The sequence below is a fragment of the Sulfurisphaera javensis genome (assembly GCF_041154675.1).
GTDB classification, from domain to species: Archaea; Thermoproteota; Thermoprotei_A; order Sulfolobales; family Sulfolobaceae; genus Sulfurisphaera; species Sulfurisphaera javensis.
In genome coordinates this window covers 1,165,299-1,191,887 of the sequence record NZ_AP031322.1, presented here as the reverse complement: position 1 = coordinate 1,191,887, position 26,589 = coordinate 1,165,299, and the positions used below count along the sequence as shown (strand labels likewise).

Here is a 26,589-nt window from a genome sequence, read left to right as displayed (position 1 = left end):
ATGATGAGTGCAGGGTTTTCCTGATGTCATATATAAAATATTTTGATGAAATAGTTAAAATACAAGATAGAATTAGAAAATATATTCATGAAACTCCTTTAGATTTCTCAAAAACTTTTTCCGATATGGTTAATTCACAAGTATATTTAAAGTTAGAGAATCTGCAGAAAACGGGTTCATTTAAAGTAAGAGGTGCGTTTTCTAAATTAACAAGTTTAAGCGAAGAGGAAAGGAAGAAAGGAGTTATAGCTGTTTCTGCAGGTAATCATGCACAAGGAGTAGCTTATGCAGCTAAGGTATTAGGTATTAAAGCTACTATTGTAATGCCAGAAACTGCACCTATTTCTAAGTATCAAGCAACAAAAAGTTATGGAGCCCAGGTAATCCTTTATGGGCAATTTTTGCATGAAAGTATGAAAAAAGCTGAAGAGATAATAAGGGAAGAAGGAAAAATATTAGTTCATCCATATGGTGATATAAACGTAATCTTGGGCCAAGGTACTTTAGGTTTAGAATTATTACCTTATACTCCAGATGTTGTTGTAGTACCTATAGGTGGAGGAGGGTTAATATCTGGAATAGCAATAGCTATAAAAGCAAAAAGCCCAAAAACTAAAATAATTGGTGTGCAATCTTCGGCTTCTCCATCATTGAAAGTTTCAAAAGATTTACATAGACTAGTTGAAATAGAACCTTCATTTTCAATAGCTGATGGTATTTTAGTAAAATCTCCTTCGGAGATAACGTTCAATATAATTGAGGAATTAGTAGACGATATAGTTCTTGTTGACGATGAAGAAATAGCTAATGCAATTGTATATCTTTTAGAGAGGAATAAAACTTTAGTAGAAGGTGCTGGTGCCGCATCACTTGCTGCTCTTTTATCTGGTAAAGTTAGAGTTTCTCCCAATAGTAAAGTTGTTCCAATATTAAGTGGAGGAAATATAGATCTTTCAGTTCTTTCTAGAATAATTGATAAAATGTTATTCAAAAATAAGAGAATTGTCAAAGTAAAAGTAATTGTACCAGATAAACCTGGTTATCTAAACAAAGTACTAAGTAGAGTGGCTCAAATTAGAGGTAATGTAATAGATGTTATTCATGATAGAATAAGTAGTGATGTGAAACCAGGTTATACTAAAATATACGTCATGTTTGAAGTGCCAAGTGGTGAGGCATTATCAGATTTCATTTATAATTTATCATTAGATGGAATTGAAGCTAAGTTAATCGAATAATTTTTATATAAGTAAAGTAATAGAACCTTGATCCAAATGGAATTTACTATTTAGGCCCAAGAGGAAGTTTCACAAACGAAGTTGCAGACATATTTGATGGTAATAAGATTCCTAAGAAGACAATAACGGAGGTATTTATGAGTATTTCTAATGAAAACTCTATTGGTGTTGTTCCAATAGAAAATAGCATAGAAGGTCCTGTACATGAAACTTTAGATAATTTATTCAAATTTGATGATATTTATGTAAATTATGAAATAGAAAAGGAAATAAAATTAGTACTTGCTGTAAATCCCTCAGTGAATTCTATTGATGATATTGAGGTAATTTATTCTCATTCTCATGCTATAAATGAATCAAAAGAGACCTTAAGCAAATATAATTTAACGAACTTTATTCCAGTAGAAAGTACTTCCACAGCTGCCCTATATGCTTCAAAGCAGAAATATTCAGCAGCAATATGTTCGGAATATGCAGCTAAATTATACAATTTAAAAATATTGTTAGAAAATATAAATGATAGTATAAATATAACAAGATTTATAGTTATTTCCAAAAAACTTACTACATATGGAAATAAAACCATGCTAATGTTTACAGTTCCTCATAAGCCAGGTTCGCTGTATAGAGTTTTAGAGAAATTTTACATAAATGAGATAAATTTAACAATGATTTATTCAAGGCCATTAAAAAGCATACCTTGGCAATACTATTTTTACTTAGAGTTTGAGGGAAACTTAGAAGATGAAAAAGTTAAAGATACTTTAGCTAAAATACAAAACTTAGTAACAACGCTTAAAATAAAAGGAACTTTCTCTAGATTACAATACCGGGCTTCAAATTATCTAGGCTGAATAATAGCATATAACTTTTTGCCTTGGTTATTTCAATTCCTTTTTTTGCAACATCAAAGATTATTTTTTTATTAGCTGCATGTATCATAGCATAACATAAGTAATCCCATTTCTTATCTGATTCTCTAAGTACTACATGAGTAGCTTCCTTTAAGTTTTTAGCTAAATTATAACAAGATGATTCTATATCTTCAGAGTTTAATAACATCATTGCATTTTCTCTGATTCCAACTTTTTCTCCATTTATTGTAGCCCCATAATCTTTGATAACTCCTTTTTCTCTTAACTCTTTTATTAACTCGACTAGTTCACTTTCTTTCATGTTATATTTTTCCGCTATTTGTTTAAACGGTCTTTCAGTGATTTGTAAGGGTAATGATAAGTCCTTTAATAGTTCTTTAGATATTCCTAATTCTTCTGCAGTAGGAATTTTTTCATGGATTTCTTCTGGTTCGCTATAAGAAACTCCTCGTATGATATCATACTTTACACTCAATTTTAATGTTTTCTTAGAATATAGAATAACATAATCTTTTCCACCACTTTCTTTAATTATTTTTTCAACTTCCTCCCTTAGCTTATCTTTATTTTCAGCTTTTAATACAAACCATACATTATATTTTGGGTGATTTCTTATGTAATTATGTGTTAACTCTTTTATAGCTAACGTTAATTTTCTATATTTTTCAAGGTTTTCTATTGGTATTTCTGTTGCTATTAAAGCGCCTTCCATCCCTTTTGCTCTAAAATTGACATACATTCCAACTCTTTTTATTATCTCGTTTCCAAGAAGTTCCTTAGTCTTATTTATAACTTCTTCCTCTTTTATTTCTAGCCTTTCTGCAATCTCGTTAAACGGCCTTTCACTAAAAGGAAAATGATACTCAAGTTCCATGACAAGCCTTTTATCAATATCTGATAACTCCATAAGATAAAATAATCATACAAGAGCTAAAAAACTGCTATTATAAAAGTCCTAACTTTATGGCTATTCCTCTTGCAGCTAATATTCCAGTGGCTGCGGCTACATTTATACCTCTTGATAAACCAACTCCGTCACCAGCTACAAATAAGTTATCTACTACAGTTTCCATATTGCTGTCTACTACAGCCTTCATGCTATAGTATTTTATTTCTGGTGCATAAAGTAAAGTATTAGAAGAGTATATTCCAGGGGCTAAGTTGTCTAGTCTCTCTAAACCTTCTATTATATTGCTAACTACCCTATAAGGTAGACCCATACTTACATCACCTGGAGTTACATCTTTTAAAGTAGGCTTTACAGTGGATCTATTTATTCTTTCCCAAGTACTTCTTCTTCCTTTTTCAAAATCAATTAAACGCTGAATAATTGGTTTTTCTCCTCCTAATCTAGTCATTAATCTTGCAATGCTTTTACCATATTCTATAGTATCTTCTAGAGGGTCTGAAAGCTTTATTGTTGTCAAGAAGGCGAAGTTAATGTTTTTACTTTTCCTATCAGCAAAAGTTTGCCCGTTAACACCTATTGTACCATCATCATATACTTCTTTCATCACAAACCCACCAGGATTTACGCAGAACGTTCTTACTTTATCGTCATACTTCTTTGTATACATTACTACTTTAGGATCCCAGACAGCTGAAGTTAAATCTTCCATAACAAAAGCTTCTGTTTCAACTCTAACTCCTATATCTAATGGTCCCGGTATCATGTCTACTCCTAATTTTTTAGCTTGGTCTAAGAACCATTTTGCGCCAGCTCTTCCTGGAGCTACTAGTAGAGTTTTAGTCTCTATTTCACCCAATTTGTCTGTCTTAACTACAAATTCTGATCCTTTTTTCTCTATTTCTATTGCTTCAGTTAACTCTGCTACTTTAACATTTTTGCTCTCTATATATTGCAATATATTTTCTATTACAATTGGAGTTTTATCGGTACCTATGTGTCTCTGTCTTATTGGAATAAATTCAGCACCAACTTTTGCTGCCTTTCTTTGAATTTCCTTTACTTTTTCCATATTAGGTTCAAAGAACCTATCCTTAGGAGCACCAAACTTTACTAAAATTTGATCTACATAATCAATCAGTTCTTGAGCTTTATCCCAGCTTCTCATAATTTCATGCAGTTCTCCACCTATATCTGGTCTTAAATTAATAATTCCACTGCTATAAGTTCCTGCTCCGCCTATACCATAAGTAATATGACATGGATTGCAAAAAGTACATTTTTCCTTAGGACTTAATAGCGGGCACACTCTTTTTAATGGTCTTGTACCTTTATCAATTAATAGTATTTTAGCTCCATTTTTGTTTAAATTCGCTAGTTCATAAGCTGCAAACAAACCTGCTGGTCCTGCACCTATAATTGTTGCATCATAATACATGTATAACACCTCTCATATTTTCTCTTTTCTAAGATCTATCATATCTAATGCATCTTCTCCAGTCCCAATTAATGTTATTGGTACTTTTAGTTCAGTTTCAATATTCTCTATCCACTTCTTTGCTTCAGAAGGTAACTTTGAATATTCTCTTACTCCTTTAGCTTCCTTGAATAAAGCGTCTAATTTCGTAATTGCTATCTGTGTTGCTGAATTTACCCTCACTGCTTCTTTTGCCAATTTAATATTAAATGGGGCACTTCTTCTTTTTCTTCCAGTAACAGTTGCAATTTCTGCTATTCCTAATTTTTGTGCCTCCCCCCAACTTAATTCTCCTTCCAAGGGCCCCTCACCTACTCGAGTTACATATGATTTGAAAACAACTATTACATGATCAACGTACTTCGGACCTATTCCAATTTCACTTAAAATACCAGAAGACGAGGTATTTCGACTAGTTACATAAGGGTATTCTCCATGATACAAGCTTAAATAATATCCTTGAGTACCTTCAACTAATATATTTTCATTTTTATCTAATTTTTCCAATAATAAACTAGGTATATTAACAATATATTTAGATAAGATTTCGAAATCTTTAGCTAGTTTAAGTTTCCTTAAAATTCTTTTAGCTTCCGCATATCCTACACCTTGACCAGTACTTCCTATCTTTTTCATAAGATATTCGTCATTTCGTTCTTCTTTTACTTCTTCTTCAGTTATAATACCCACGTGAGGATCTATAAATAATCTATCTAAAGAATTAGTCTCTTTTGCTTCATTCATTAAAACTTCTATAGACGTTAAAGCTCCAGGGCCTAAAGCTAAAAAGGTTGATCTATTTATAAATGCTGATGGAATTATTCTCACTTTCCATTGTTTACCCATGTAGGTTACAGTATGGCCTGCATTAATCGAACCAGTTCTTACTGATAAGCTTGGTGAATCTTTTAATGCAAGATATGCAGCAACTTTTCCTTTTCCTTCATCGCCAAAAAATCCTCCTACTAGAATATTTAACATGAAACACCGTTTTGATTAATCTCTCATATAAATATATAAACTTAGCTCACGATAATTTATAATTATAAATAGCTAATAATAAGGTTGTTAATAATTCCTTCTTACCTAAAAAACGTCATGTTAGAATTTTGTGAATATTTCCGTTATTTATTCCTTCTTTTATTTCAATGGCTATTCTTCTTCCTAGGCTTAAAGGCTTTCCGAAGTAAAGTTTGGAGTATTGACTTCCAATCCCCATATGAGCATTAGTACCTCCACCTATTCTTGGAGCTACATCAAACACTACTAAATCTAATTCTGGAGTTACCATGACCTGTAAGGTAAATGGGCCAATTATTCCAGGTGGTTCAAGTTTTTTAGTTGCTTCTACAAAAGCATAACCTATTTCAAAAACTTTCTCCAATAAACTCTCTCTTATTGTTGCTGGCTCATGGCCTACTTCAATGAATCTTGGTAATCTTCCTAATTTAAGTTGTACTTCAGCAGGTAATCTATAAAATGAATCTAGATCACTTTGGATCCTTCTGTCTATACTTAAAAGTTCTACTCTATTAAATATTGGGGAATAAAAGTAATTTATGTTAAAATGAGCTCCTAAAATATACTCCTCTATTACCATTGTTTTTATGCTTTCATCATCAATTATTCCATTTTTCATAAGAGAGTCAAGTTTTTCCTCAAAATCTTTCTTATTAACTGCTATGAAAAAACCTCTTTCAACTCTTCTTTTTGCTTCGGGCAATTTTACTATTACAGCTCCTTCAACTTCTTCTGGTTTAAATATCCTAGGTCTTCTAATTTTAGCTTCGTCCAATAATTTGTAATAATTTTTCTCTCCAGTTCTCTCTTCCCATCTTAGCATTTTTTTATTTCCAAAATACTTTGTTTTCATTTTTTCTATATTATCATATCCTACATATACTGCTAAACTTCTATTAGGAACTATTATTGCATCCCTAGAAAGTAAATAATTATCTATTTTTTCTGAAGCTATTTCTTTAAAATCATTGAGAACTATACATTCGTCAACTATTCTTTTAAATTCTAAGTATGGCCTTTCTCTTCCTTTTTTACAGAGTCCTATAGTTTCAAAGTTCTCGTCTTTAGCTCCATCAAATACATCTAAGGCAGAATGACTAGCTAAAGCAGCAATTCTAACCATTATGTTAATACCATATTTAGCTTATTTGAATTTAATGCTAATTTAATTTCTCTCCCTATTCTTCTCCCAGCACTCATTGGTTCATCCCAATATAGCCAACTATAAGGGCTACCGTTAACATAAAGATTTGTCCCAGCAACTATTCTTCCGGAAAACTCGAAAACTACTATATCACCCTGATCAGTAACTACCGACTCAAGGCAGAAAGGTCCTATCATTCCAGGCGGAACTAATTCTTTAACAGTTTGTGTAAAGTTCTCTCCATACTCAAATACAGTTGGTAATAAACTTTCTCTAGCTACAGCAGGAATATTGCCAACTACCACTAAAGTAGGGTCAACTCTAATATCTGGTGGTAGTCTTCTTAGTCCGTCAATATTCGTCTCATATCTTATATCTATTCCAATTATCTCCAAACGGTTTAACATGATACTATTAAAGAACTGAAAATACATAGGTACGCCGATTACATATTCTTGAATAATCACATCATCTAAATTTTTTATCATTTTTTGTTCAATTAATTTATTTAATCCTTCTTTTACTTCTTCCTTATTTCTTGCAATAAAGTATCCTTTTCCACCTTTAGCTCCGGGAAGTTTGACAATTACTAATCTATCTACATCTTCTGGGCTTTCAAATTGTTCCGGGATTTTTATCTTTGCAGCTTTAAGTAAGCTCATTTTCTTCTTTTGATTAGCTTCCCATTCGAAAAGATTCCTGTTTCCAAAAATTTTAGTTCTTATTCTACTTACTCTTTCTGGCCCTACATACTCTACTAAACTACCATGAGGAATTAATATTCCATTTTTCTCGAAATTATTAATATAATTAACAGCCTCATCTTCATTTTTATAACCATAAACTTCATCTATGAAATTGAACTGTTTATAGAATTTGACTCTTTTTTCTGGCGTTACTAAAGCTGTTTTAAATCCTTCTTTTTTAGCTCCATGTAAGATTTGTAATGATGAATGACTACCAATTGTTAGTATATACATTAATAAAAAATCACTTATACTACTTATAAATGATTAGTGCTGTGGAAGATTCTATCTGTGTTTTAGACTGGAGATATGGAAGTAAAGAAATGAGAGAACTTTTTGAAAGGAGAAGTATTCTTAAAAGAATGGCTAAAGTAGAAGTTGCATTACTATATGCACTATCAAAAATTGGTTTAGTCAAGGAAGAAGATGTTAGTATTGTAGATAAAAATATAGACAAAATTGATCCAGAAAGAGTTAGCAATCTAGAAAGAAAGCTAGGGCATGATGTGATGGCATTAACTGTTCATTTAGCCGAACTTTCTGGTGAGGCTGGCAAATTCATTCATTTTGGTGCTACAAGTTACGATATAGTAGATACTACTAATGCATTAATTTTTAAAGATGCTATAACTATTGTAAAAAATAAATTAAAGAAAATAATTTTACTTTTAATAGAATACTCACAAAAATATCAAGAGCTTGTTATGGTTGGAAGGACTCATGGTCAGCACGCTTTGCCCATTACTTTAGGGTTTAAGTTTGCAAATTATGTATACGAGTTTTCTAGGTCACTTGAAAGACTTAATGATACTAGTAAAAGAGTACTTAAGATAAAATTTGCTGGAGCAGTAGGAACTATGGCTAGTTGGAAGGATAAAGGCTTAGAAATTGAAAAATATGTATCCGAATATTTAGGTTTACCACCACATGAGATCTCTACGCAAATTGCTCCAAGAGATGGGTTTGCAGAATTAATCTCCGACCTAGCTATTTTAGGTTCTCAACTCGATAGACTAGCATTAGAAATAAGAGAATTGATGAGACCAGAAATATTAGAATTAGCCGAAGGTTCAGCTGAAACAAGAGTTGGTAGTAGTACTATGCCTCATAAGGAGAATCCAGTAACTGCAGAGAAAATAAGTGGATTGGCTAAAGTGCTAAGGGGTTTAATAGTTTCTGAACTAGAAAATATACCATTATGGCATGAAAGGGATTTAACTAATAGTTCCTCTGAAAGAATAATAATTTCACATGCGTTCTTAATAATAGATGAAATGTTAGATAGCATGTTATCACTTCTATCTAATTTAAAAATTTACCCAGAAAACATGAGAAAAAATCTTGAGTTAAGTAAAGGCCTTATCATGGCTGAAAGCTTAATGATAAGTTTAACTCAAGCTAATATACCTAGACATATAGCTCATGAGATGGTTATGAAACTGTCCAGAGAGGCAGAAAAAGAAGGGAAATCATTGCTTGAAGTTGCGTTAAATAGTGATGAAATAGTAAAAATACTTGGCAGGGAAAAAATTATAGAATCTTTAAATCCTTATAATTATCTAGGGAGCTATAAGGAATTAATTCAAAGAGCAATTTCCTACGCAAAAAGCATCGTAGAACAATCGTAAAAATTTTATTAATTTATAAACAGATAATATAATGCCGCCGTAGCTCAGTTAGGTAGAGCGCCGGCCTCGTAAGGTTTTGAAATAGGATCCAAGATAGCCGGTGGTCCGGGGTTCAAGTCCCCGCGGCGGCTTGTGATTAAAATGTCTGAACACGAAATAATTAGAAATATAATAAGTAAGTATAGTTACGTAAATGATGATGTTTATGTAGATGAAAATAAAAACATGTATAAAATTGATGGCTTTCAGTTAGGTTATACGTTTAATTTTATGGATTTTTATGACATAGGTTGGAAATCTGTTGTAGCATCTATAAGTGATATATTATCGAGGGGAGGAATTCCAACATTTGTCTTATCATCTATAGGTATAAGGAAGGAAGATGTTCAAAAAATCGAAGATATAATAAAGGGAATTAAAGACGCTAGTGATTATTATAATGCTTCTTATATTGGTGGAGATTTAAACTCCTCTAAAAATGGTTGGATAGATGTTACAGTCATAGGAAAAGCTATATGTTACAAAAAAGCTGAAAACGTGAAGGAAGGAGACAGACTTATAATATCAAATCCTATTGGTTATACTTCTTTAGTTTTTTTATCATATCTTAATAATTGGAAAATTAGCATTAGTAATATAGAGAAGAATAAAATTAGACATCCAATAGTTAATAAGAGGCTAAGCGAGCTTTTCGCTACTTATTGTGATTCAATTCACTACTCTACAGATATTAGTGATGGTCTAGTTATATCATTATATAACGTTATAGAAAGATCTAAAAAAGGGATAAAAATGTATAGCTTCCCTTTTCCTCCATATATATTGGGAAAAATAAGAAAATATGAACTTAAGGAAGAAGATTTGCTTAAGTATTCTGGTGAAGAGTACGAAACAATTTTAGTTGTAGATAGAACTCAAGCTGAATCAATTTTGGATTTTATGAATTATTTAGGTTTTTCACCCCAAATAATAGGTGAAATAATTTCAAATCCTACTTTAGAATATAATAACCAATTTATTAAAAAAACTGGTTGGGATAATTTTACAGGATGGTTTTAACCTAATTGTTGGTGTATACGGTGAAATTGTTTATATATAGCTTGTTCTTTATGTAGTAGTAGATACATTATGGCGCAAACTTCAAAAGAGGAACCACAAGGAGGATTTAGACTACTGCCAGCTCCTTCAAAATTTGAAAACGGCATTGTGAAATTTGGGGACAGAGAAATAAAAATAGGAGGGCCATTACCAAAATTAGCTGATAATGAAAAACTTGTTAGGGTTACAAGCTCTTTGTGTCCTGTTTGTTATAGATTACTTCCTGCAGTAATTTTTGAAAAAGAAGATAAATTATATATTAGAAAAATATGTCCAGATCATGGTGAGTTTGAGGATTTGTATTATGGTGATGTTGGTTTATATTATAAGTTTGATTATTGGGAATATGAAGGTAAAGGTCCAAAAGTTCCTTATGTAGATCTAAAATCTCCTTGTCCATTTAACTGCGGATTATGTCCAATGCATCATCAACATTCAGCATTAGTTAACTTAGTAATAACTAACAGATGTGATTTATCTTGTTGGTACTGTTTCTTCTTTGCTGAGAAAGCTGGTTATGTATTTGAACCAACATTAGAACAAATAAAGTTCATGGTTAATCAGTTAAAGAGACAAGATATTACATTGGTTATACAGATTACTGGGGGAGAACCAACATTAAGAGAAGACCTTATAGAAATTGTTAGAGTTTTAAGAGAAAGTGGAGTTAAACATATTCAATTAAACACTTGGGGTGGAACTTTTGCTAAAATGTATTTTGAAGATCCTGAAAAAGCGATAAGATATGCAAGAGAATTAAGGGAAGCTGGAGTAAATACAATTTATATGAGTTTTGATGGAACTAATAGAAGGACAAATCCAAAGAACCATTGGGAAGTACCCTATACATTGGAAGTATTTAGAAAAGCTGGAATGACAAGCGTAGTCTTAGTACCCACTGTAATAAAGACTGTAAATGATCAAGATCTAGGTAACATAGTTAAGTTCGCTGCATATAATTTAGATGTAGTGAGATCAGTAAACTTCCAACCAGTTAGTTTGACTGGAATGATGAAGAGAAACATGAGAAATAAGTTCAGAATAACTATTCCAGAAGTATTAAAAGCTATTGAAGAACAGACAGATGGAGAAATAACTAGAGATAGCTGGTATCCAATAGGAACTTCGGTAGTGTTTTCAAAATTAATTGAAGCATTAACTGGAAAAGAACAATTTGAAATGGCAAATCATCCAAGTTGTGGTGCGGGTACTTATGTTTATGTTGAGTGGAGAAATGGTGAGCCTCATTTCATACCTATATCTAAGTTTATTGATTTGGAAGGACTACTTGAATATTTGAAGGAGAAAACTGAAGAGTTAAGAGAAGGTGGAAATAAGTATTGGATTGGAATTAAATTACTTTATAATTTAAGGAAGTTCATTGATAAAGAGAAAGGACCTAAAGATTTCGATGTCTATAAGATGCTTTACAACATAATTGTTAATCATAATTATGAGGCATTAGGTGAATGGCATTATAGAACATTATTCTTAGGAACAATGCATTTCATGGACTTATATAACTATGATATACAAAGAGTAATGAGATGTGACATTCATTACGTTACACCAGATGGAAGAGTTATACCATTCTGTACATATAATGTGTTAAATGATCTATATAGAGATAAAATACTAAAAGAATACCAGATTCCTTTAGATAAATGGATAAAAGAACATGGTGAAAATAGTATAGGAGATATGATGAAATACAAAAGAAATGCTACAAGATTAGAGCAAGGAGAAATATATCAATTAACATATAAACTATTCTTATAATCTTCTATATATTAAGTGGACTTCTTTTTTACATTCACATAATTTGTAATCTACTAATTCCAGATTAGGGGCTTCACTTCCTTTAAACCCTTCTCCATTTACAACTGAAACTCCATTTCCGAAGATTTTTGGTGAAATTGTAATCCTCAATTCATCATAACAGTTATCTTTTATAAAGTTCCAGATAGTTCTTCCTCCTCCTTCGATTAACAGTTTTCTTATTCCTAATTCGTACAAGTCCTTTGCAATTTCACAAGAAGATAAATTTTCTAAAGGTCTAACTAGAACTCCTTTGGTTTCAAGTTGATTAATGGTATTCTTCTTTTTAATAAAGGTGGAGTAACTAGTGTATACTATTGTTAAAGGCGGAGTTATAAAAATGTTGGAATTAAGATCTATATCTAAACTTGTAGTTATAGTTACTCTAATGGGATTTTTACCTTTAGCGTATTTAAGAGTAAGTTTTGGATTATCTATCTTTACTGTATTAGAACCTACTAATACTGCATCTACTTCGCTTCTTACGATATGCAGTCTCATTTTATCGTAAGGACAACTCAGTTCGCTGTAATGGTCTTTTGATGCTATTCTACCATCTATTGTCATAGTGCTAAAAATAATAATATAAGGTCTCATTTTAGAATATTCCCTTTAATTGATATTTTTGGTACTAATTCGTGAAACCATACTCTTAATTCACACTTGCTCCTTATGTTACAGAGCAAACAACAATCTACACATACGTTAATTTTTCTTACTCCACAATACTTTGTTTCCGTATATCTTCCACAAGAGTCGCATTTTTCCTCAAATACCAAAACTCTTCTACCTTTTTACAATCATTAATATCACATATATAATTTATCTTGTTCATAATACCAGATACCTTATTAACACCGCTGAAGATAATATCACTATAAATTATAAGGAGAGAACCCAGGGAAGGAGATCTAGATTTAATAAAATTTAAACTATTAATTTTTCCTCTTCCTTCTTTAATTTCAAAGTTAATATTAACCGGATTATAGTTACTTCTTTTTCCTCTTCCTTTTCTTATTGAAATTGAATCCTCACTACTTGCAATTATATAAGGAATCCTTAAGCTAGTTGAAAGATAATAAGCACCACCAGCTACTTCTTCATAATGACTAGTTAGTATAAGATACTTAATTTCAGTATTATATCTAGTTAAAATTTCTTCTATTCCTTCTATAATTAAAGTATAATCTGTTCCATCACTACTATCTATAAGTATTGAAGTATCTTTATTTACTATGACATAAACATTGTAATTTCCTTTAATCGAGTAAACGTCTTTTGATATTCTAGCTATCATAATACAAATAGAGGTTTCACTATAATATTATTAATGTATCTAGTCCACTCATTACCAACAGTAGCTATTACTAGTGCTCCCACTACGTCAGCTCCTGCTTTTTTAACTAACTTAGAAGCAGTAATAATTGTTTTACCACTTCTTATTACGTCGTCAATAATAAGTATTTTGTCACTTTTTACTATATAGTCTTTTCTCAAAAATATAGAAGTAACTACTCCATCAGATTCTTTTAGGCTTTCATCTATATAATCAATAAATATAGAATCTTTATGTTTTTTAATAATTACTAAAGGTTTAGCCAAAGCTTCAGCTGTTAATGTAGCAAAAGGAATACCATTTACAGCTACAGTAACAATTTTAGTTATATTTTTTGTTTCAAAAAATCTATGATAATAAATTTCTATTAATATTTTAAGTAAATTGGGATAAAATAGTAAACCGGAAGTATCTATATATCCATCCTCATGAATAACAATTTTATTAAGTAAAAATTTTGTTAAGAACTCTTTTGATTTCAACTTGTCTAAAATCTCTTTAGCATGAACTTCACTAGGTATAGTTGCTCCATTAACATATCTGCATAAAAGACTCTCTTGAATATTAAATATTTTTGAAAGCTCCTTATACGTAAAACTGTTCTTTAATTCTTTAAGTAAATCAACAACTGTTAGTCTTAGTCTTAAATCCTTGTCTTTTTGCATATTCAAATAAATATCACCATCTTCCTTATATTTCTGATGAACGGGGTTTTAAGTACTGATTATGTGATGAAAAACCCACGCTGTGATTAGCTAATTCCTAAAATTTTCTTTATTAATTCATTAGTAAGTTGAGGATCTGCTCTTTTTCCAGTCTTTTTCATAACCTTTCCTACTAAGTAGTTGATAACTTTAGGATCTTTCTTTGCTTTTTCAGCTGCTTCTGGCTCTTCTTTAATAACTTCATTTATTATCTGCTCAAGATATTCTTGGTCTTTTAAAGCAATAAGTCCTTTCTCTTTAATTATTACAGAAGGCATTTTTCCTTCTAAAACTATTTCAGGTAAAATTTCTTTTGCTATTTTTATTGTAATTGTTCCCTCATCTAATAGTTTTAATAACTCTATTAAATGTTGGCTTCCAGCCTTAGACTGAGAAGGCCTTAAGTTCTTGTCATTAAGCCATCTCAAATAATCATTTATGAGTAAATTTGCAAGTTTTTTATAGTTTTTATATTCTTTAGCTGTAGCTTCGAACAAATCAGCTAGTGCTTTATCCATAACTAGTACTGTAGCATCATATTCCGTTATACCGTATTGTTTTACTAATCTTTGGATTCTTAAATCTGGTAGTTCAGGCAAGATTTTTTGTATTTCTTCTACGTACTCGGGAGTTATAGGATAAGGTGGTAAATCTGGATCTGGAAAATATCTGTAATCCTCTTCAGCTTCTTTTGTTCTAGTAGGTACTGTGACTTTTCTTTCTGAATCCCAATGTCTTGTCTCTCTTTTAACTGGTAATCCTTGAGCTATTGCTGCTTTTTGCCTAGCTATCTCATATTTTAAAGCCTCTTCTACCTCTTTAGGTGATCCAATATTTTTAATCTCTACTCTTTCCCCTCCTTCTACTGAAACATTTGCATCTGCCCTCATTGCTCCCTCTAGATCACAATTACATATGCCTAAATGTTCAAGGATAGATCTTAATTTCTCTAAGAACTCTCTAGCCTCCTTAGGTTCTGTCATATCTGGTTCAGTTACGATTTCAAGGAGTCCCATACCAGATCTATTATAATCTAGAAGAGTATATCTACTAGTTAACATAGATCCTGTGGGATAAATTATTTTTGCAGGATCTTCTTCAATGTTTATCCTTCTTATTCTTACAACTTTTCCTTCTCTCAGTTTTAAGTATCCTCCTTTGCTTATAGCAATACTGCCTGGCCCATCATATTGAGAAATCTGATAGTTCTTTGCCATATCTGGATAAAAGTAGTGTTTTCTTACCATAACTAACGTATTTGCAACTTCTGCATTTATAGCTAAGGCGACCATTATAGCTGATTTTACAGCGTTCTCGTTTAATACTGGTATTGCACCAGGTAAGCCAAGGCAAACTGGGCAAACGTTTGTATTAGGTTCTTTTCCAGTGTAATCACTAGGACATGAGCAAAATAGTTTAGTTTTAAGTGAAGTAAGGTGAACGTGTACTTCTAATCCTATCTTAACCATATTTATTCATGAAAGTAATTAAAGATAAAAATGTTTAACCAAATGCTCTATCGCCAGCATCTCCTAATCCAGGAATAATATATCCTCTATTATCTAATTCTGGGTCTATTGAAATAGTTACTATATTTACGTCTGGAAACTCCTCTAATATTCTTTTTACTCCGTATTCAGAGATGATTATAGAAACTATAAAGATTCTCTTAGGTTCCTTATCTTTTATCATATCTAATGCTTTTAACATTGTGCTTGCAGTAGCAATCATAGGATCTGCTATTATAACATTATCTTTTTTAGTAATTTCTGGGATTTTTTTATAAAATATTTCTACTTCCATTTCTCGTGGAAAACCAGAATCAACTTGCTTTTCTCTTCTACTAGCAGCTATAACTCCTAGTCTAGCTGTGGGTAGAGCTTTAAGTAAGCCTTCAACTAAAGGTGTAGCAGCTCTAAGTATATTTATTATTACTATATTTTCTAAATCATATATGTAAACACCTTTGGCTTTTACTCCTAGAGGTGTTTCAACTTCCACAATGTTATAATCTAACATATTAAGAAGTTCATAGCCAATTATTCTACCTAATCTAACAAGTGTTTTTCTAAATGTAATTTGATCTGTATTTTTAGACCTAAGTTGTGTTAAAAAATGTAACGTGATTGGTTTAGACAAAACAATAAGTGGCATATATTTACCTCTTGGTTGTTAGCTTTCTTGCCTCCCTTTCTGTTTCTCTAAGTATAAGTATGTCCCCTAATCTTACTGGTCCTTTAACATTTCTAGTAAGTATTCTACCTTTATCTCTTCCTTCAAGGACTCTAACTCTAACTTGAGTAACTTCGCCAGTAACACCAGTTCTATCAAGAATTTGAATTACTTCAGCTGGAAATCCAAACTCCTCTATTATAGATGATTGAGTCTGAGCTTTTTCTTTCTCACTCATTTTTCTTATCCCTTAGTAATCAAACACCAATTCACTTAAATACTTCACTCTCTGTATTATCATGAGATGCCTACAGTTAGACAATGTAGCTTTTGCGGAAAAGAAATTCCACCAGCTACTGGATTAATGTATGTTAGAAATGATGGTAGCATATTATGGTTCTGTTCAAATAAATGTAGGAAATCAATGCTAAAACTACATAGAGATCCTAAAAAATTGAAATGGACAAAGGCGTATATAGGTGGTAAATAATGGCTATTCAAAGAACTTTTGTAATGATTAAGCCTGATGGAGTTAGAAGAAATTTAGTAGGTGAAATAATTTCAAGATTTGAAAAAAGAGGATTAAAGATCATAGGCTTAAAAATGGTAAAGATGGATAGAAATATAGCAGAAAGACTTTATGAAGAACATAAAGGAAAGTCTTTCTTCGATGAGCTAATAAATTATGTAACTTCTGGACCAGTTGTATGTATGGTTATTGAAGGAGACGAAGCAGTAAATGTAGTAAGAAAAATGATTGGAAATACTGATCCTAAGGAAGCGCCTCCAGGGACAATTAGGGGAGACTATGCTTTAAGTAAAGCTGAAAACGTTATTCATGCATCTGATAGCGAAGAAAAAGCAAAAAGAGAAATGAGTATATTCTTTAAGGAAGAAGAATTAGTTACAACTGTAGTCCAAGCCCATATGTAGGGTTTTCGCTTCTTTTTATATTGATTATCTCTTTTATCACTTCTTTCATATCATCAGTTATTATATCCTTATATTTAGTTACTAAGATTTCTAAATCTTCTTTCGGAACGTCAGTATAGAGTATATCTCCTTCATCAATCTGCCTTCCAACCATTATATTACCTTTAATTGAAACTGCTACTTCCATACCTTTAGTTGCTCTATCAACACTTTTCTTATTATCTTGAATCTGAAGGATCTCACCAACTCGCTTGCCGTCTTTCTTCATAACTGGGAATTTAGGCCTTATAATTCCTCCTAAAACTTCCACACCAACAATCGCTGGATCGCTTCTTCTAAATACATATCCGGGAATTATTCTAAACTTACCTGGTAAAACTAAACTATCTAAAGTTCTTCTCTTTTCACTTTCTCTTATTTCGTTTATATATTTTTCTATCTCATCAATTAGCTGATATATTATATCACTGTAAATTAACTTTACCTTATTTGGTACTTCTATTCCTTGTAACGGCTTAACTCTGAATGCCGCTATTATTGCATATTCTTTAGATTCTTGTAATGTCAGTTCTGCCTCTGTAATATCTCTTTTAGTTATAGGTCCTATATCCGCTAATCTAATTGGAATATTTTTTTGCTTTAATCCTTCAACTATAGCTTCAAGACTACCTAAACTATCAGCCTTTATTACGATTCCCGCGATATTTGCATTATAATATTTAACACTAGAAATTTCCTCTTGAATAATCTTTTTATATTCTTCTATTTGTTGTTCACTTTCGGCCGCAAATAAAGGAGAACCGGCTAATGCATTTTCTAAGTCCGGAGCATAGATCTTTACACCAGCTGCCGCATATACTTCATCAATTTGCGTAAGGTCAGTTTTAACTACTTTAATATCTTGTAAAGGTTTTGGAACAAGAATAGATCTAACTTTTGTAACTATTGGCCCATTTAATCCACCAAGAACTATTGTATCATTCTTCTTTAATACTCCATCATAAATTATTACGTCGATAGTATAGCCTAATCCTTGTAATTCTTTAACTTCTAAGATCACACCTTTTGCTGGTCCTTCAGCAAATCTTAACTTGCTTTTCATGTAATTCTGAGTTAGACCAGCGAGTAACGCAAGTAACTCAGCTATTCCTTCTCCAGTTTTAGCTGAGACTGGAACAATTGCTACAGTTTTAGTAAAGTCTTTTATTCTATCGAACCTATCAGAATTAAATCCTAATTCAGCTAATTGGCCTACTAGTCTATACACGTAATTATCTAATTGTGTTTGCACGTCTTTTCTTTGTGCTTTAAAACTTTCTAAGAACGAATATGTATCTGCTGTTTTCCACCCTGGAATCCTATCAATCTTATTAGCGGCTACTAAGAATGGGACTTTTCTACTTCTTAGGATTTCTAACGATTCATACGTTTGCTTTTGAAATCCTTCAACAATATCAACTACTAAAATTGCAATATCAGCAACGCTTCCTCCCCTTTTTCTTAAATTACTAAATAACTCATGTCCGGGAGTATCAATGAAAAGTAACCCCGGTATCTCGAGTTTTATAGGGAAGATCTTCTTTAGAGGTTCTGCGATTTTTTCAATTACACTTGTAGGAACAAAACTAGCTCCAACTTCTTGTGTCATCTCACCAGGCTCTTTCTTTACTACTGCTGTTCCTCTGATCTTATCTAGAAGTGTTGTTTTACCATGATCTACATGTCCTAATACTACAACTATTGGTTGTCTTAATCTTCTACTCTGTAATTGTGTAGACATAAGCTTTCACCTATTAAAACTACATTGATATCTATTTCATGCTCAAAAAATTTAATCTTATATTTAGTTAAGATAATGGTGTTATTACATTGAGTGAATTAGATAAAAAGGCAATTGAAATTTCTTCTAAATATAAAGGAAAAATACAAATGATACCTAAAGTTCCAGTAAAATCAATTGATGATTTTGCCGTTTTATATACCCCAGGAGTTGCAGCAGTATCAAGGGAAATCGCAAAGAATAAGGACTTATCATTTCATTACACTTACAGATGGAACGCGATTGCTATAGTCACTGATGGTACTAGGGTGCTAGGTTTAGGAGATATTGGACCAGAAGCTGCAATGCCAGTAATGGAAGGGAAAGCTTTAATATTTAAGTATTTAGGAGGAGTTGATGCAATTCCTCTTCCTATTGGAACTAAGGATCCGGATAAAATAATAGAAACTGTAAAAATTTTAGAACCTGCATTTGGTGGAATCAATTTAGAAGATATAGAATCACCGAAATGTTTCTATATTCTAGATAAGTTAAGACAGACACTGCAAATTCCAGTTTGGCATGATGATCAGCAAGGTACTGCTGGTGCAACGCTAGCCGGTTTAATAACCTCATTGGAGATAACGGGCAAAGATCCTAGAAATGTAAAAGTAATTCTATATGGAGCCGGAGCGGCAAACATAGCTACAGCAAGACTCCTCTATAAGTATGGTATTCCTTTTGAAAATATGATAGTTATAGATAGCCGTGGCCCGTTATATAAGGGTAGAGATGATGAGGATAATATGAAATTAGAGAATCCATGGAAATATGAACTTCTAGAGAAAACAAACAAGAGTGGGGTTAAAACAATTGAAGAGGCATTCAAAGGTGCAGATGTATTAATTGCAGCTTCTAAGCCTGGTCCGGGTGTAATAAAGCCAGAATGGATAAAATTAATGAATAAGGACCCAATAGTGTTTGCATTAGCAAATCCAGTCCCAGAAATCTGGCCAGATGATGCTAAAAAAGCTGGAGCTAGAATAGTGGCTACCGGAAGAAGCGACTTACCAAACCAAGTAAATAATTCATTAATATTTCCAGCTGTATTTAGAGGGGCATTAGACGTTAGAGCAAAAACCATAACAGATGAAATGGTAATAGAAGCTGCTAGGGAATTAGCATCTTTTGCAAGAGAGAAAGGAATTAATGAAAAATATATAATTCCTAAAATGACTGAATGGGAAGTATATCCAAGAGTTGCAGCTGCAGTAGGGGTAAAAGCAATACAACAAGGGATAGCAAGAGTATCTTTATCTTATGATGAACTTTATAATTCTGCTAAAGACATTATTAATAACGCAAGAAAACTTCTTTCCTCATTAACATAATTTTTTTAAGTAGTTAGAACTACTTAGATATTACGACTTAGTTTGGTGAATTATTATGCGTTCTTCATCTAAAGTAAAGATAGATCCGAGTAAGTATGAGCTGGTTCCTAAACATGAGGTCCTTAGTGTTGAAGAAGCTTATAAGGTTCTTAAAGAATTAGGTATAAGACCAGAACAGTTACCTTGGATAAGAGCTTCTGATCCTATAGCAAAAATGATAGGAGCAAAGCCTGGTGATATAATTAAAATAACAAGGAAAAGTCCACTTTCTGGAGAAGCAGTTGTATATAGGTATGTTATAAGTGGGTGATCAATCTAATGAGTCTTTCAGTAGATGATAGATGGGAAATAGTAAAATCCTTCTTTAAGCTTAGAGGATTAGTGAGACAACACCTAGACTCTTTTAATGATTTTCTAAGGAACAAATTGCAACAAGTGATTGATGAACAAGGGGAAATAACTACAGAAATACCAGGTTTAAAAATAAAGCTTGGGAAAATTAGATATGATAGACCAGGAATAAGAGAAACAGATAAAGGTCCACCAAAAGAAATTACTCCTCTTGAGGCTAGATTAAGAAACTTAACTTACTCCGTTCCTTTGTATCTAACTATGATCCCAGTTGAAAATAATATAGAAGGAGAGCCAGTAGAAGTATATGTAGGAGATTTACCCATAATGTTAAAGTCAATAGCAGATCCTACATCTAACATGACGTATGAAGAGTTAATTCAGATTGGGGAAGATCCTAAAGATCCTGGAGGGTATTTCATTGTAAATGGCACAGAGAAGGTCATTGTAGCGCAAGAAGATCTAGCTACAAATAGAGTTCTAGTCGATTATGGGAAAAGTGGATCAAATATAACTCACGTAGCAAAAATTACATCATCAGCTGCTGGTTATAGAGTTCAAGTTGTTATAGAAAGATTAAAAGATAGTAGTATTCAAGTATCATTTGCTACTGTACCGGGCAAAATACCTTTTGTAATAATGATGAGAGCATTAGGTTTTACTACGGATAAAGATATCGTTTATGCTGTATCTTTAGACCCAGAAATACAAAACGAATTGCTACCTTCATTAGAACAAGCCAGCTCAATAACTACAGTAGAAGATGCTTTAGATTTTATAGGAAATAGAATTGCGATTGGTCAGAAAAGAGAAAATAGAATACAAAGGGCTGAACAGATAATAGATAAATATTTCTTGCCCCACATTGGTACCTCTCCAGAAGATAGAAAGAAAAAAGGATATTATCTAGCAGCAGCTGTGAATAAACTTTTAGAATTATATTTGGGTAGAAGACAACCAGATGATAAAGATCATTATGCGAATAAAAGAGTTAGATTGGCTGGAGATTTATTTACGAGCTTGTTCAGAGTAGCATTTAAAGCATTTATAAAAGACTTAGTTTATCAACTGGAGAAAGCAAAGGTTAGAGGGAGAAGATTATCATTAACTGCTTTAGTAAGAGCTGATATAATAACTGAGAGAGTAAGACATGCATTAGCTACCGGTAATTGGGTTGGTGGAAGAACTGGGGTAAGTCAATTATTAGATAGAACAAACTGGTTATCGATGCTAAGTCATCTAAGAAGAGTAGTATCCTCATTAGCTAGAGGTCAACCTAACTTTGAAGCAAGAGATTTACATGGGACTCAATGGGGAAGAATGTGTCCATTCGAAACCCCAGAAGGTCCTAATAGCGGGTTAGTCAAAAATCTAGCTTTATTGGCTCAAGTATCAGTTGGAATTAACGAATCTAGTGTTGAGAAAGTAATTTATGAACAAGGTGTTTTATCACAAGAGGAATTAATTAATAGGCTTTCATCTGAAGAGGAAGAGGATGTAAATAAATACCTAAATTGGAGTAAAGTATATCTTAATGGTAGATTATTAGGATATTATCCAGATGGTAAAGAGCTAGCTGAGAAAATAAGAGAGCTTCGTAGGCAAGGTAAAATAAGTGATGAAGTAAACGTAGCTCACATTGTTACAGAGTATATAAATGAAGTTCATATTAATTGTGATGGAGGTAGAGTAAGAAGACCCTTAATTGTTGTTAAGGATGGCAAACCTTTAGTCACAGAAGAAGACATAGAAAAATTAAAGAAAGGAGAGATCACCTTTGATGATCTTGTAAAGCAAGGTAAGATAGAATTCTTAGATGCTGAAGAGGAAGAGAACGCTTATATCGCACTTAATCCTCAAGATTTAACAAAAGATCATACTCATCTTGAAATATGGCCTCCTGGAATTCTGGGAATTACAGCATCAATAATTCCTTATCCAGAACATAACCAGTCACCAAGAAACACTTATCAGTCAGCAATGGCAAAGCAAGCCTTAGGCTTGTATGCTGCTAATTATCAGCTTAGAACCGATACACGTGCGCATTTACTTCACTATCCACAAAAGCCGTTAGTAAGTACGAGAATATTAGATATAATAGGTTATAATGATAGACCAGCTGGAAACAATGCTATATTAGCTGTTATGTCTTATACTGGTTATAATATGGAAGATGCCATCATAATGAATAAATCGTCTGTAGAAAGAGGTATGTATAGATCAACATTCTTTAGGCTTTATTCTACTGAGGAATTAAAGTACCCTGGTGGGCAAGAAGACAAAATAATGAAACCCGAGCCCGGGACAAAGGGATATAAGGGTAATGAATATTATAGATTATTAGAGGATAATGGTATTGTTTCACCAGAAGTAGAAGTTAAGGGTGGAGATGTATTAATAGGTAAAGTAAGTCCTCCCAGATTCCTACAAGAGTTTAAGGAATTATCTCCAGAACAAGCTAAGAGAGACACTTCTATAGTGACAAGACATGGAGAAATGGGTATAGTAGACTTAGTATTAGTGACTGAATCCTTTGAAGGAAATAAATTAGTTAAAGTAAGAGTGAGAGATCTTAGAATACCAGAAATAGGTGACAAGTTCGCTACAAGACATGGACAAAAAGGAGTAATAGGAATGTTAATAGATCAAGCTGATATGCCTTATACTGTAAAGGGTATTGTACCAGATATAATACTAAATCCGCATGCGTTACCATCAAGAATGACAATTGGGCAAATAATGGAGGCTTTAGCTGGTAAATATGTTGCATTAACTGGTAAGCCAGTAGATGCTACTCCTTTCATTGAATCTCCTCAATTAGAAGAAATTAGAAAAGGAATCAAGGATTCAGGATATTTACCAGATGGAAGTGAGGTAGTATATGATGGAAGAACAGGACAAAAAATGAAAGGAAGAATATTATTTGGCGTAGTATATTATCAGAAATTACACCATATGGTTGCAGATAAGATGCATGCAAGAGCAAGAGGTCCAGTACAAATACTAACAAGACAGCCAACAGAGGGTAGAGCACGTGAAGGTGGACTTAGATTTGGTGAAATGGAAAGAGATTGTCTTATAGGATTTGGTACAGCAATGCTAATTAAAGATAGGCTCTTAGATAATTCAGATAAAGCTACTATATATGTATGTGAAAAATGTGGATATATAGGTTGGTACGATAGAACAAGAAATAAGTACGTATGTCCGATTCATGGAGAGAACACTAACTTATATCCGGTAACTGTGTCTTATGCATTTAAATTACTCTTACAAGAATTAATGAGTATGGTTATTTCACCTAGATTAATATTAGGTGATAAAGTTTCTGTAAAAGGTGAGAATAATGAGTGAAAAAATCATAAAAGGAATAAAATTTGGTATTCTTTCGCCAGACGAAATTAGAAAAATGTCAGTAACAGCGATAATAACATCTGAGGTTTATGACGAGGATGGTACTCCAATAGAAGGAGGAGTAATGGATCCTAGATTAGGTGTAATTGAACCTGGACAGAAATGTCCTACTTGTGGAAACACTCTGAATGGTTGCCCAGGACATTTTGGTCATATCGAGTTAATCAGACCAGTTATTCATGTAGGTTTTGTAAAACACGTTTACGATATATTAAGAGCTACTTGTAGACATTGTGGTAGATTAAAAATAAAAGAAGAAGAGTTACAGAGATATTCTAGGATATATCATGCAATTAAAGAAAGATGGCCTTCTGCAGCTAGAAGATTAATAGAATATATAAAGAAAAATGCAATGAAAAACATGGAATGTCCCCATTGCGGAGAAAAACAATTTAAGATAAAATTAGAAAAACCATACAACTTCTATGAGGAGAGAAAAGAAGGAGTTATAAGATTAACCCCTTCAGATATAAGGGAAAGACTAGAAAAAATACCAGATAATGACGTTGAGTTATTAGGTTATGATCCTAAGAACTCAAGACCCGAATGGATGATATTAACTGTATTACCAGTTCCACCAATCACTATTAGACCCTCAATAACAATTGAAAGCGGAATTAGAGCAGAAGATGATCTAACTCACAAGTTAGTTGATATAATAAGAATAAATGAAAGATTAAAGGAAAGCATAGACGCTGGTGCACCTCAACTTATTATAGAAGATTTATGGGATTTATTGCAATATCACGTTTCTACTTACTTTGATAATGAAATTCCTGGCATACCTCCTGCGAAACATAGGTCTGGAAGACCTTTAAGAACATTAGCTCAAAGATTAAAAGGTAAAGAAGGTAGATTTAGAGGTAATCTATCTGGAAAAAGAGTTGATTTTTCTTCGAGAACAGTTATATCGCCAGATCCTAATATAAGTATAGATGAAGTTGGTGTTCCAATGGCTATAGCAAAAATGCTTACTGTACCAGAAAGAGTTACAAAAATGAACATAGAAAGAATGAGGCAATACGTTATTAATGGTCCAGATAAATGGCCTGGGGCAAACTATGTAATTAGACCAGATGGCAGAAGAATAGATTTGAGATATGTTAAAGATAGAAAAGAACTTGCTTCAAGTTTAACCCCGGGATATATTGTTGAAAGGCATTTGATAGACGGAGATATTGTATTATTTAATAGACAGCCTTCATTACACAGAATATCTATGATGGCTCACAAGGTTAAAGTATTGCCCGGTAGAACATTTAGGTTAAATCTACTTGTCTGTCCTCCATATAACGCTGACTTTGATGGAGATGAAATGAACTTACACGTACCTCAGTCTGAGGAAGCAATAGCAGAAGCTAAAGAAATTATGTTAGTTCATAAAAACATTATAACGCCTAGATATGGAGGCCCAATAATGGGTGGTGCTCAAGATTATATAAGCGGTGCCTATCTATTAACAGTTAAGACAACATTATTAACTAAAGAGGAAGTGACTACTATATTAGGAGTTACAGACTTTATTGGAGAAATTGGTGAACCAGCAATATTAGCTCCTAAAGAATATTATACCGGTAAACAAATAATTAGTCTCTTCTTGCCTAAAGACTTTAACTTCCACGGACAGGCAAATATATCGAAAGGATTTAGAGCTTGTAAAAATGAAGTTTGCCCTCATGACTCTTATATCGTGATCAAAAACGGTATATTACTGGAAGGTGTTTTAGATAAAAAAGCAATAGGCAACCAGCAACCAGAGAGCATTTTACACTGGTTAATAAGGGAGTATGGTACTGATTACGGAAGATGGATAATGGATAATGTCTTCAAATTATTTATAAGATACATAGAACTCAGAGGTTTCACTATGACATTAGATGACGTAACTATACCTTCTCAAGCTTTTAACGAAATAGACGAACAAACAAAGGTAGCTTATCAGAAAGTTAATGAATTTATAAAGCAATATAATGAGGGAACGCTAGAACTCATTCCTGGGAGAACAGCTGAGGAAAGCCTTGAAGATCATATATTAGAAACTTTAGACCAGTTAAGAAAAACTGCAGGTGATATAGCAACTAAGTATCTTGATCCGTTTAACAATGTTTATATAATGGCAGTAACTGGAGCCAGAGGTAGTGAACTTAACATAACACAGATGACAGCTATGTTAGGGCAACAGTCTGTAAGAGGAGAAAGAATAAAAAGAGGATATATGACGAGAACTTTACCGCACTTTAAAGCTGGAGATATTTCACCAGATGCAAGAGGTTTTGTACATAATTCATTTACAAGAGGATTAACGCCCATAGAAATGTTTTTCCATGCAGCTGGAGGTAGAGAGGGATTAGTAGATACAGCAGTAAAGACTTCACAGAGCGGTTATATGCAGAGAAGGTTAATTAACGCATTATCAGATTTAAGAGTAGAATATGATGGAACAGTAAGATCACTTTATGGCGAAGTAATAGAACCAGCATACGGAGAAGACGAAGTCCATCCGATGTATAGTTCTCATGGTAAAACAGTAGATGTAAATAGAATAATTGAAAGAGTTGTAGGTTGGAAGAGGTGAAAT

Annotated in this window: 23 protein-coding genes and 1 tRNA gene; 12 read left to right on the top strand and 12 right to left on the bottom strand. The window is 32.6% G+C overall.

The window, feature by feature from the left end; genetic code table 11:
* Positions 1-23 precede the first annotated feature (23 nt).
* Positions 24-1,238 carry a threonine ammonia-lyase gene (gene ilvA / locus ACAM25_RS06395; RefSeq protein ID WP_369611477.1) on the top strand — a complete coding sequence of 405 codons (1,215 nt, stop codon included), beginning with the start codon at positions 24-26 and terminating at the stop codon, positions 1,236-1,238.
* 41 nt (positions 1,239-1,279) lie between these two features.
* The gene (locus ACAM25_RS06390) at positions 1,280-2,092 is read left to right on the top strand and encodes a prephenate dehydratase (protein ID WP_369611624.1); all 813 of its coding nucleotides are present in this window, start codon (positions 1,280-1,282) and stop codon (positions 2,090-2,092) included.
* Here ACAM25_RS06390 and ACAM25_RS06385 read toward each other — a convergent pair.
* The 5 genes from ACAM25_RS06385 to ACAM25_RS06365 form a co-directional block, all read right to left on the bottom strand.
* Positions 2,055-3,020 carry an Lrp/AsnC family transcriptional regulator gene (locus ACAM25_RS06385; RefSeq protein ID WP_369611476.1) on the bottom strand — a complete coding sequence of 322 codons (966 nt, stop codon included), beginning with the start codon at positions 3,018-3,020 and terminating at the stop codon, positions 2,055-2,057. The two genes, ACAM25_RS06390 and ACAM25_RS06385, sit on opposite strands and share 38 nt — an antisense overlap.
* A 37-nt stretch (positions 3,021-3,057) precedes the next feature.
* Positions 3,058-4,458, bottom strand: coding sequence for an NAD(P)/FAD-dependent oxidoreductase (locus ACAM25_RS06380; RefSeq protein ID WP_369611475.1), 1,401 nt, complete (start codon positions 4,456-4,458; stop codon positions 3,058-3,060).
* Between the two features lie 12 nt (positions 4,459-4,470).
* A complete protein-coding gene (locus ACAM25_RS06375; protein WP_369611474.1) occupies positions 4,471-5,478 on the bottom strand; it encodes an adenylosuccinate synthetase in 1,008 nt (335 codons plus the stop codon).
* Between the two features lie 115 nt (positions 5,479-5,593).
* Entirely contained in the window at positions 5,594-6,643 is a 1,050-nt protein-coding gene (locus ACAM25_RS06370; protein ID WP_369611623.1) for a formate--phosphoribosylaminoimidazolecarboxamide ligase family protein, read from the bottom strand.
* Positions 6,640-7,641 carry a formate--phosphoribosylaminoimidazolecarboxamide ligase gene (locus ACAM25_RS06365; RefSeq protein ID WP_369611473.1) on the bottom strand — a complete coding sequence of 334 codons (1,002 nt, stop codon included), beginning with the start codon at positions 7,639-7,641 and terminating at the stop codon, positions 6,640-6,642. The genes ACAM25_RS06370 and ACAM25_RS06365 overlap by 4 nt, the downstream gene beginning before the upstream one ends.
* 29 nt (positions 7,642-7,670) lie before the next feature.
* Between ACAM25_RS06365 and purB the strand changes: the two genes are divergently transcribed.
* The 4 genes from purB to tes all read left to right on the top strand — a co-directional run bounded on the left by purB (position 7,671) and on the right by tes (position 11,912).
* Entirely contained in the window at positions 7,671-9,035 is a 1,365-nt protein-coding gene (gene purB / locus ACAM25_RS06360) for an adenylosuccinate lyase (RefSeq protein ID WP_369611472.1), read from the top strand.
* 33 nt (positions 9,036-9,068) lie between these two features.
* A tRNA-Thr gene (locus tag ACAM25_RS06355) sits at positions 9,069-9,166 on the top strand.
* A 10-nt stretch (positions 9,167-9,176) separates the two neighbouring features.
* Positions 9,177-10,094: a thiamine-phosphate kinase gene (locus ACAM25_RS06350; protein ID WP_369611471.1), complete on the top strand. Its 918-nt coding sequence runs from the start codon at positions 9,177-9,179 to the stop codon at positions 10,092-10,094.
* A 69-nt stretch (positions 10,095-10,163) separates the two neighbouring features.
* Positions 10,164-11,912, top strand: a complete 1,749-nt coding sequence (tes, locus tag ACAM25_RS06345; RefSeq protein ID WP_369611470.1) for a tetraether lipid synthase Tes — start codon at positions 10,164-10,166, stop codon at positions 11,910-11,912.
* On the opposite strand, the gene ACAM25_RS06340 is transcribed toward tes, so the two are convergent.
* From ACAM25_RS06340 to ACAM25_RS06315, 6 genes are all read right to left on the bottom strand, one after another.
* A complete protein-coding gene (locus tag ACAM25_RS06340; protein WP_369611469.1) occupies positions 11,907-12,548 on the bottom strand; it encodes a 2,5-diamino-6-(ribosylamino)-4(3H)-pyrimidinone 5'-phosphate reductase in 642 nt (213 codons plus the stop codon). The genes tes and ACAM25_RS06340 overlap by 6 nt on opposite strands.
* 118 nt (positions 12,549-12,666) lie before the next feature.
* Complete coding sequence (locus ACAM25_RS06335) at positions 12,667-13,248, bottom strand: MBL fold metallo-hydrolase (protein ID WP_369611468.1); 582 nt, start codon at positions 13,246-13,248, stop codon at positions 12,667-12,669.
* A complete protein-coding gene (locus tag ACAM25_RS06330; protein WP_369611467.1) occupies positions 13,245-13,952 on the bottom strand; it encodes a phosphoribosyltransferase family protein in 708 nt (235 codons plus the stop codon). The genes ACAM25_RS06335 and ACAM25_RS06330 overlap by 4 nt, the downstream gene beginning before the upstream one ends.
* Positions 13,953-14,038: 86 nt before the next feature.
* Positions 14,039-15,460 carry an Asp-tRNA(Asn)/Glu-tRNA(Gln) amidotransferase subunit GatB gene (gene gatB / locus ACAM25_RS06325; RefSeq protein WP_369611466.1) on the bottom strand — a complete coding sequence of 474 codons (1,422 nt, stop codon included), beginning with the start codon at positions 15,458-15,460 and terminating at the stop codon, positions 14,039-14,041.
* A gap of 34 nt (positions 15,461-15,494) precedes the next feature.
* The gene (gene upp, locus ACAM25_RS06320; protein ID WP_369611465.1) at positions 15,495-16,145 is read right to left on the bottom strand and encodes a uracil phosphoribosyltransferase; all 651 of its coding nucleotides are present in this window, start codon (positions 16,143-16,145) and stop codon (positions 15,495-15,497) included.
* 4 nt (positions 16,146-16,149) lie between these two features.
* Entirely contained in the window at positions 16,150-16,401 is a 252-nt protein-coding gene (locus tag ACAM25_RS06315) for a 30S ribosomal protein S28e (RefSeq protein ID WP_369611464.1), read from the bottom strand.
* Positions 16,402-16,467: 66 nt separating this feature from the next.
* On the opposite strand from ACAM25_RS06315, the gene ACAM25_RS06310 reads away from it, so the two are divergent.
* Both ACAM25_RS06310 and ndk read left to right on the top strand, forming a co-directional pair.
* Entirely contained in the window at positions 16,468-16,653 is a 186-nt protein-coding gene (locus ACAM25_RS06310) for a 50S ribosomal protein L24e (protein WP_369611463.1), read from the top strand.
* The gene (ndk, locus tag ACAM25_RS06305; RefSeq protein WP_369611462.1) at positions 16,653-17,096 is read left to right on the top strand and encodes a nucleoside-diphosphate kinase; all 444 of its coding nucleotides are present in this window, start codon (positions 16,653-16,655) and stop codon (positions 17,094-17,096) included. Before ACAM25_RS06310 ends, ndk begins: the two co-directional genes overlap by 1 nt.
* On the opposite strand, the gene infB is transcribed toward ndk, so the two are convergent.
* Entirely contained in the window at positions 17,068-18,876 is a 1,809-nt protein-coding gene (infB, locus tag ACAM25_RS06300; protein ID WP_369611461.1) for a translation initiation factor IF-2, read from the bottom strand. The two genes, ndk and infB, sit on opposite strands and share 29 nt — an antisense overlap.
* A gap of 149 nt (positions 18,877-19,025) precedes the next feature.
* Here infB and ACAM25_RS06295 point away from each other — a divergent pair, with 149 nt between their 5' ends.
* Genes ACAM25_RS06295 through rpoA1 form a run of 4 tightly spaced genes read left to right on the top strand, consistent with a single transcriptional unit; the run spans position 19,026 to position 26,586 of the window.
* Positions 19,026-20,246, top strand: a complete 1,221-nt coding sequence (locus ACAM25_RS06295) for an NADP-dependent malic enzyme (RefSeq protein ID WP_369611622.1) — start codon at positions 19,026-19,028, stop codon at positions 20,244-20,246.
* A 55-nt stretch (positions 20,247-20,301) separates the two neighbouring features.
* On the top strand, positions 20,302-20,556 hold the full coding sequence (locus tag ACAM25_RS06290) for a DNA-directed RNA polymerase subunit H (protein ID WP_369611460.1): 255 nt from the start codon (positions 20,302-20,304) through the stop codon (positions 20,554-20,556).
* An 8-nt stretch (positions 20,557-20,564) separates the two neighbouring features.
* Positions 20,565-23,951, top strand: a complete 3,387-nt coding sequence (locus ACAM25_RS06285; RefSeq protein ID WP_369611459.1) for a DNA-directed RNA polymerase subunit B — start codon at positions 20,565-20,567, stop codon at positions 23,949-23,951.
* The gene (rpoA1, locus tag ACAM25_RS06280) at positions 23,944-26,586 is read left to right on the top strand and encodes a DNA-directed RNA polymerase subunit A' (RefSeq protein WP_369611458.1); all 2,643 of its coding nucleotides are present in this window, start codon (positions 23,944-23,946) and stop codon (positions 26,584-26,586) included. Before ACAM25_RS06285 ends, rpoA1 begins: the two co-directional genes overlap by 8 nt.
* The last annotated feature ends 3 nt before the right edge of the window (positions 26,587-26,589 follow it).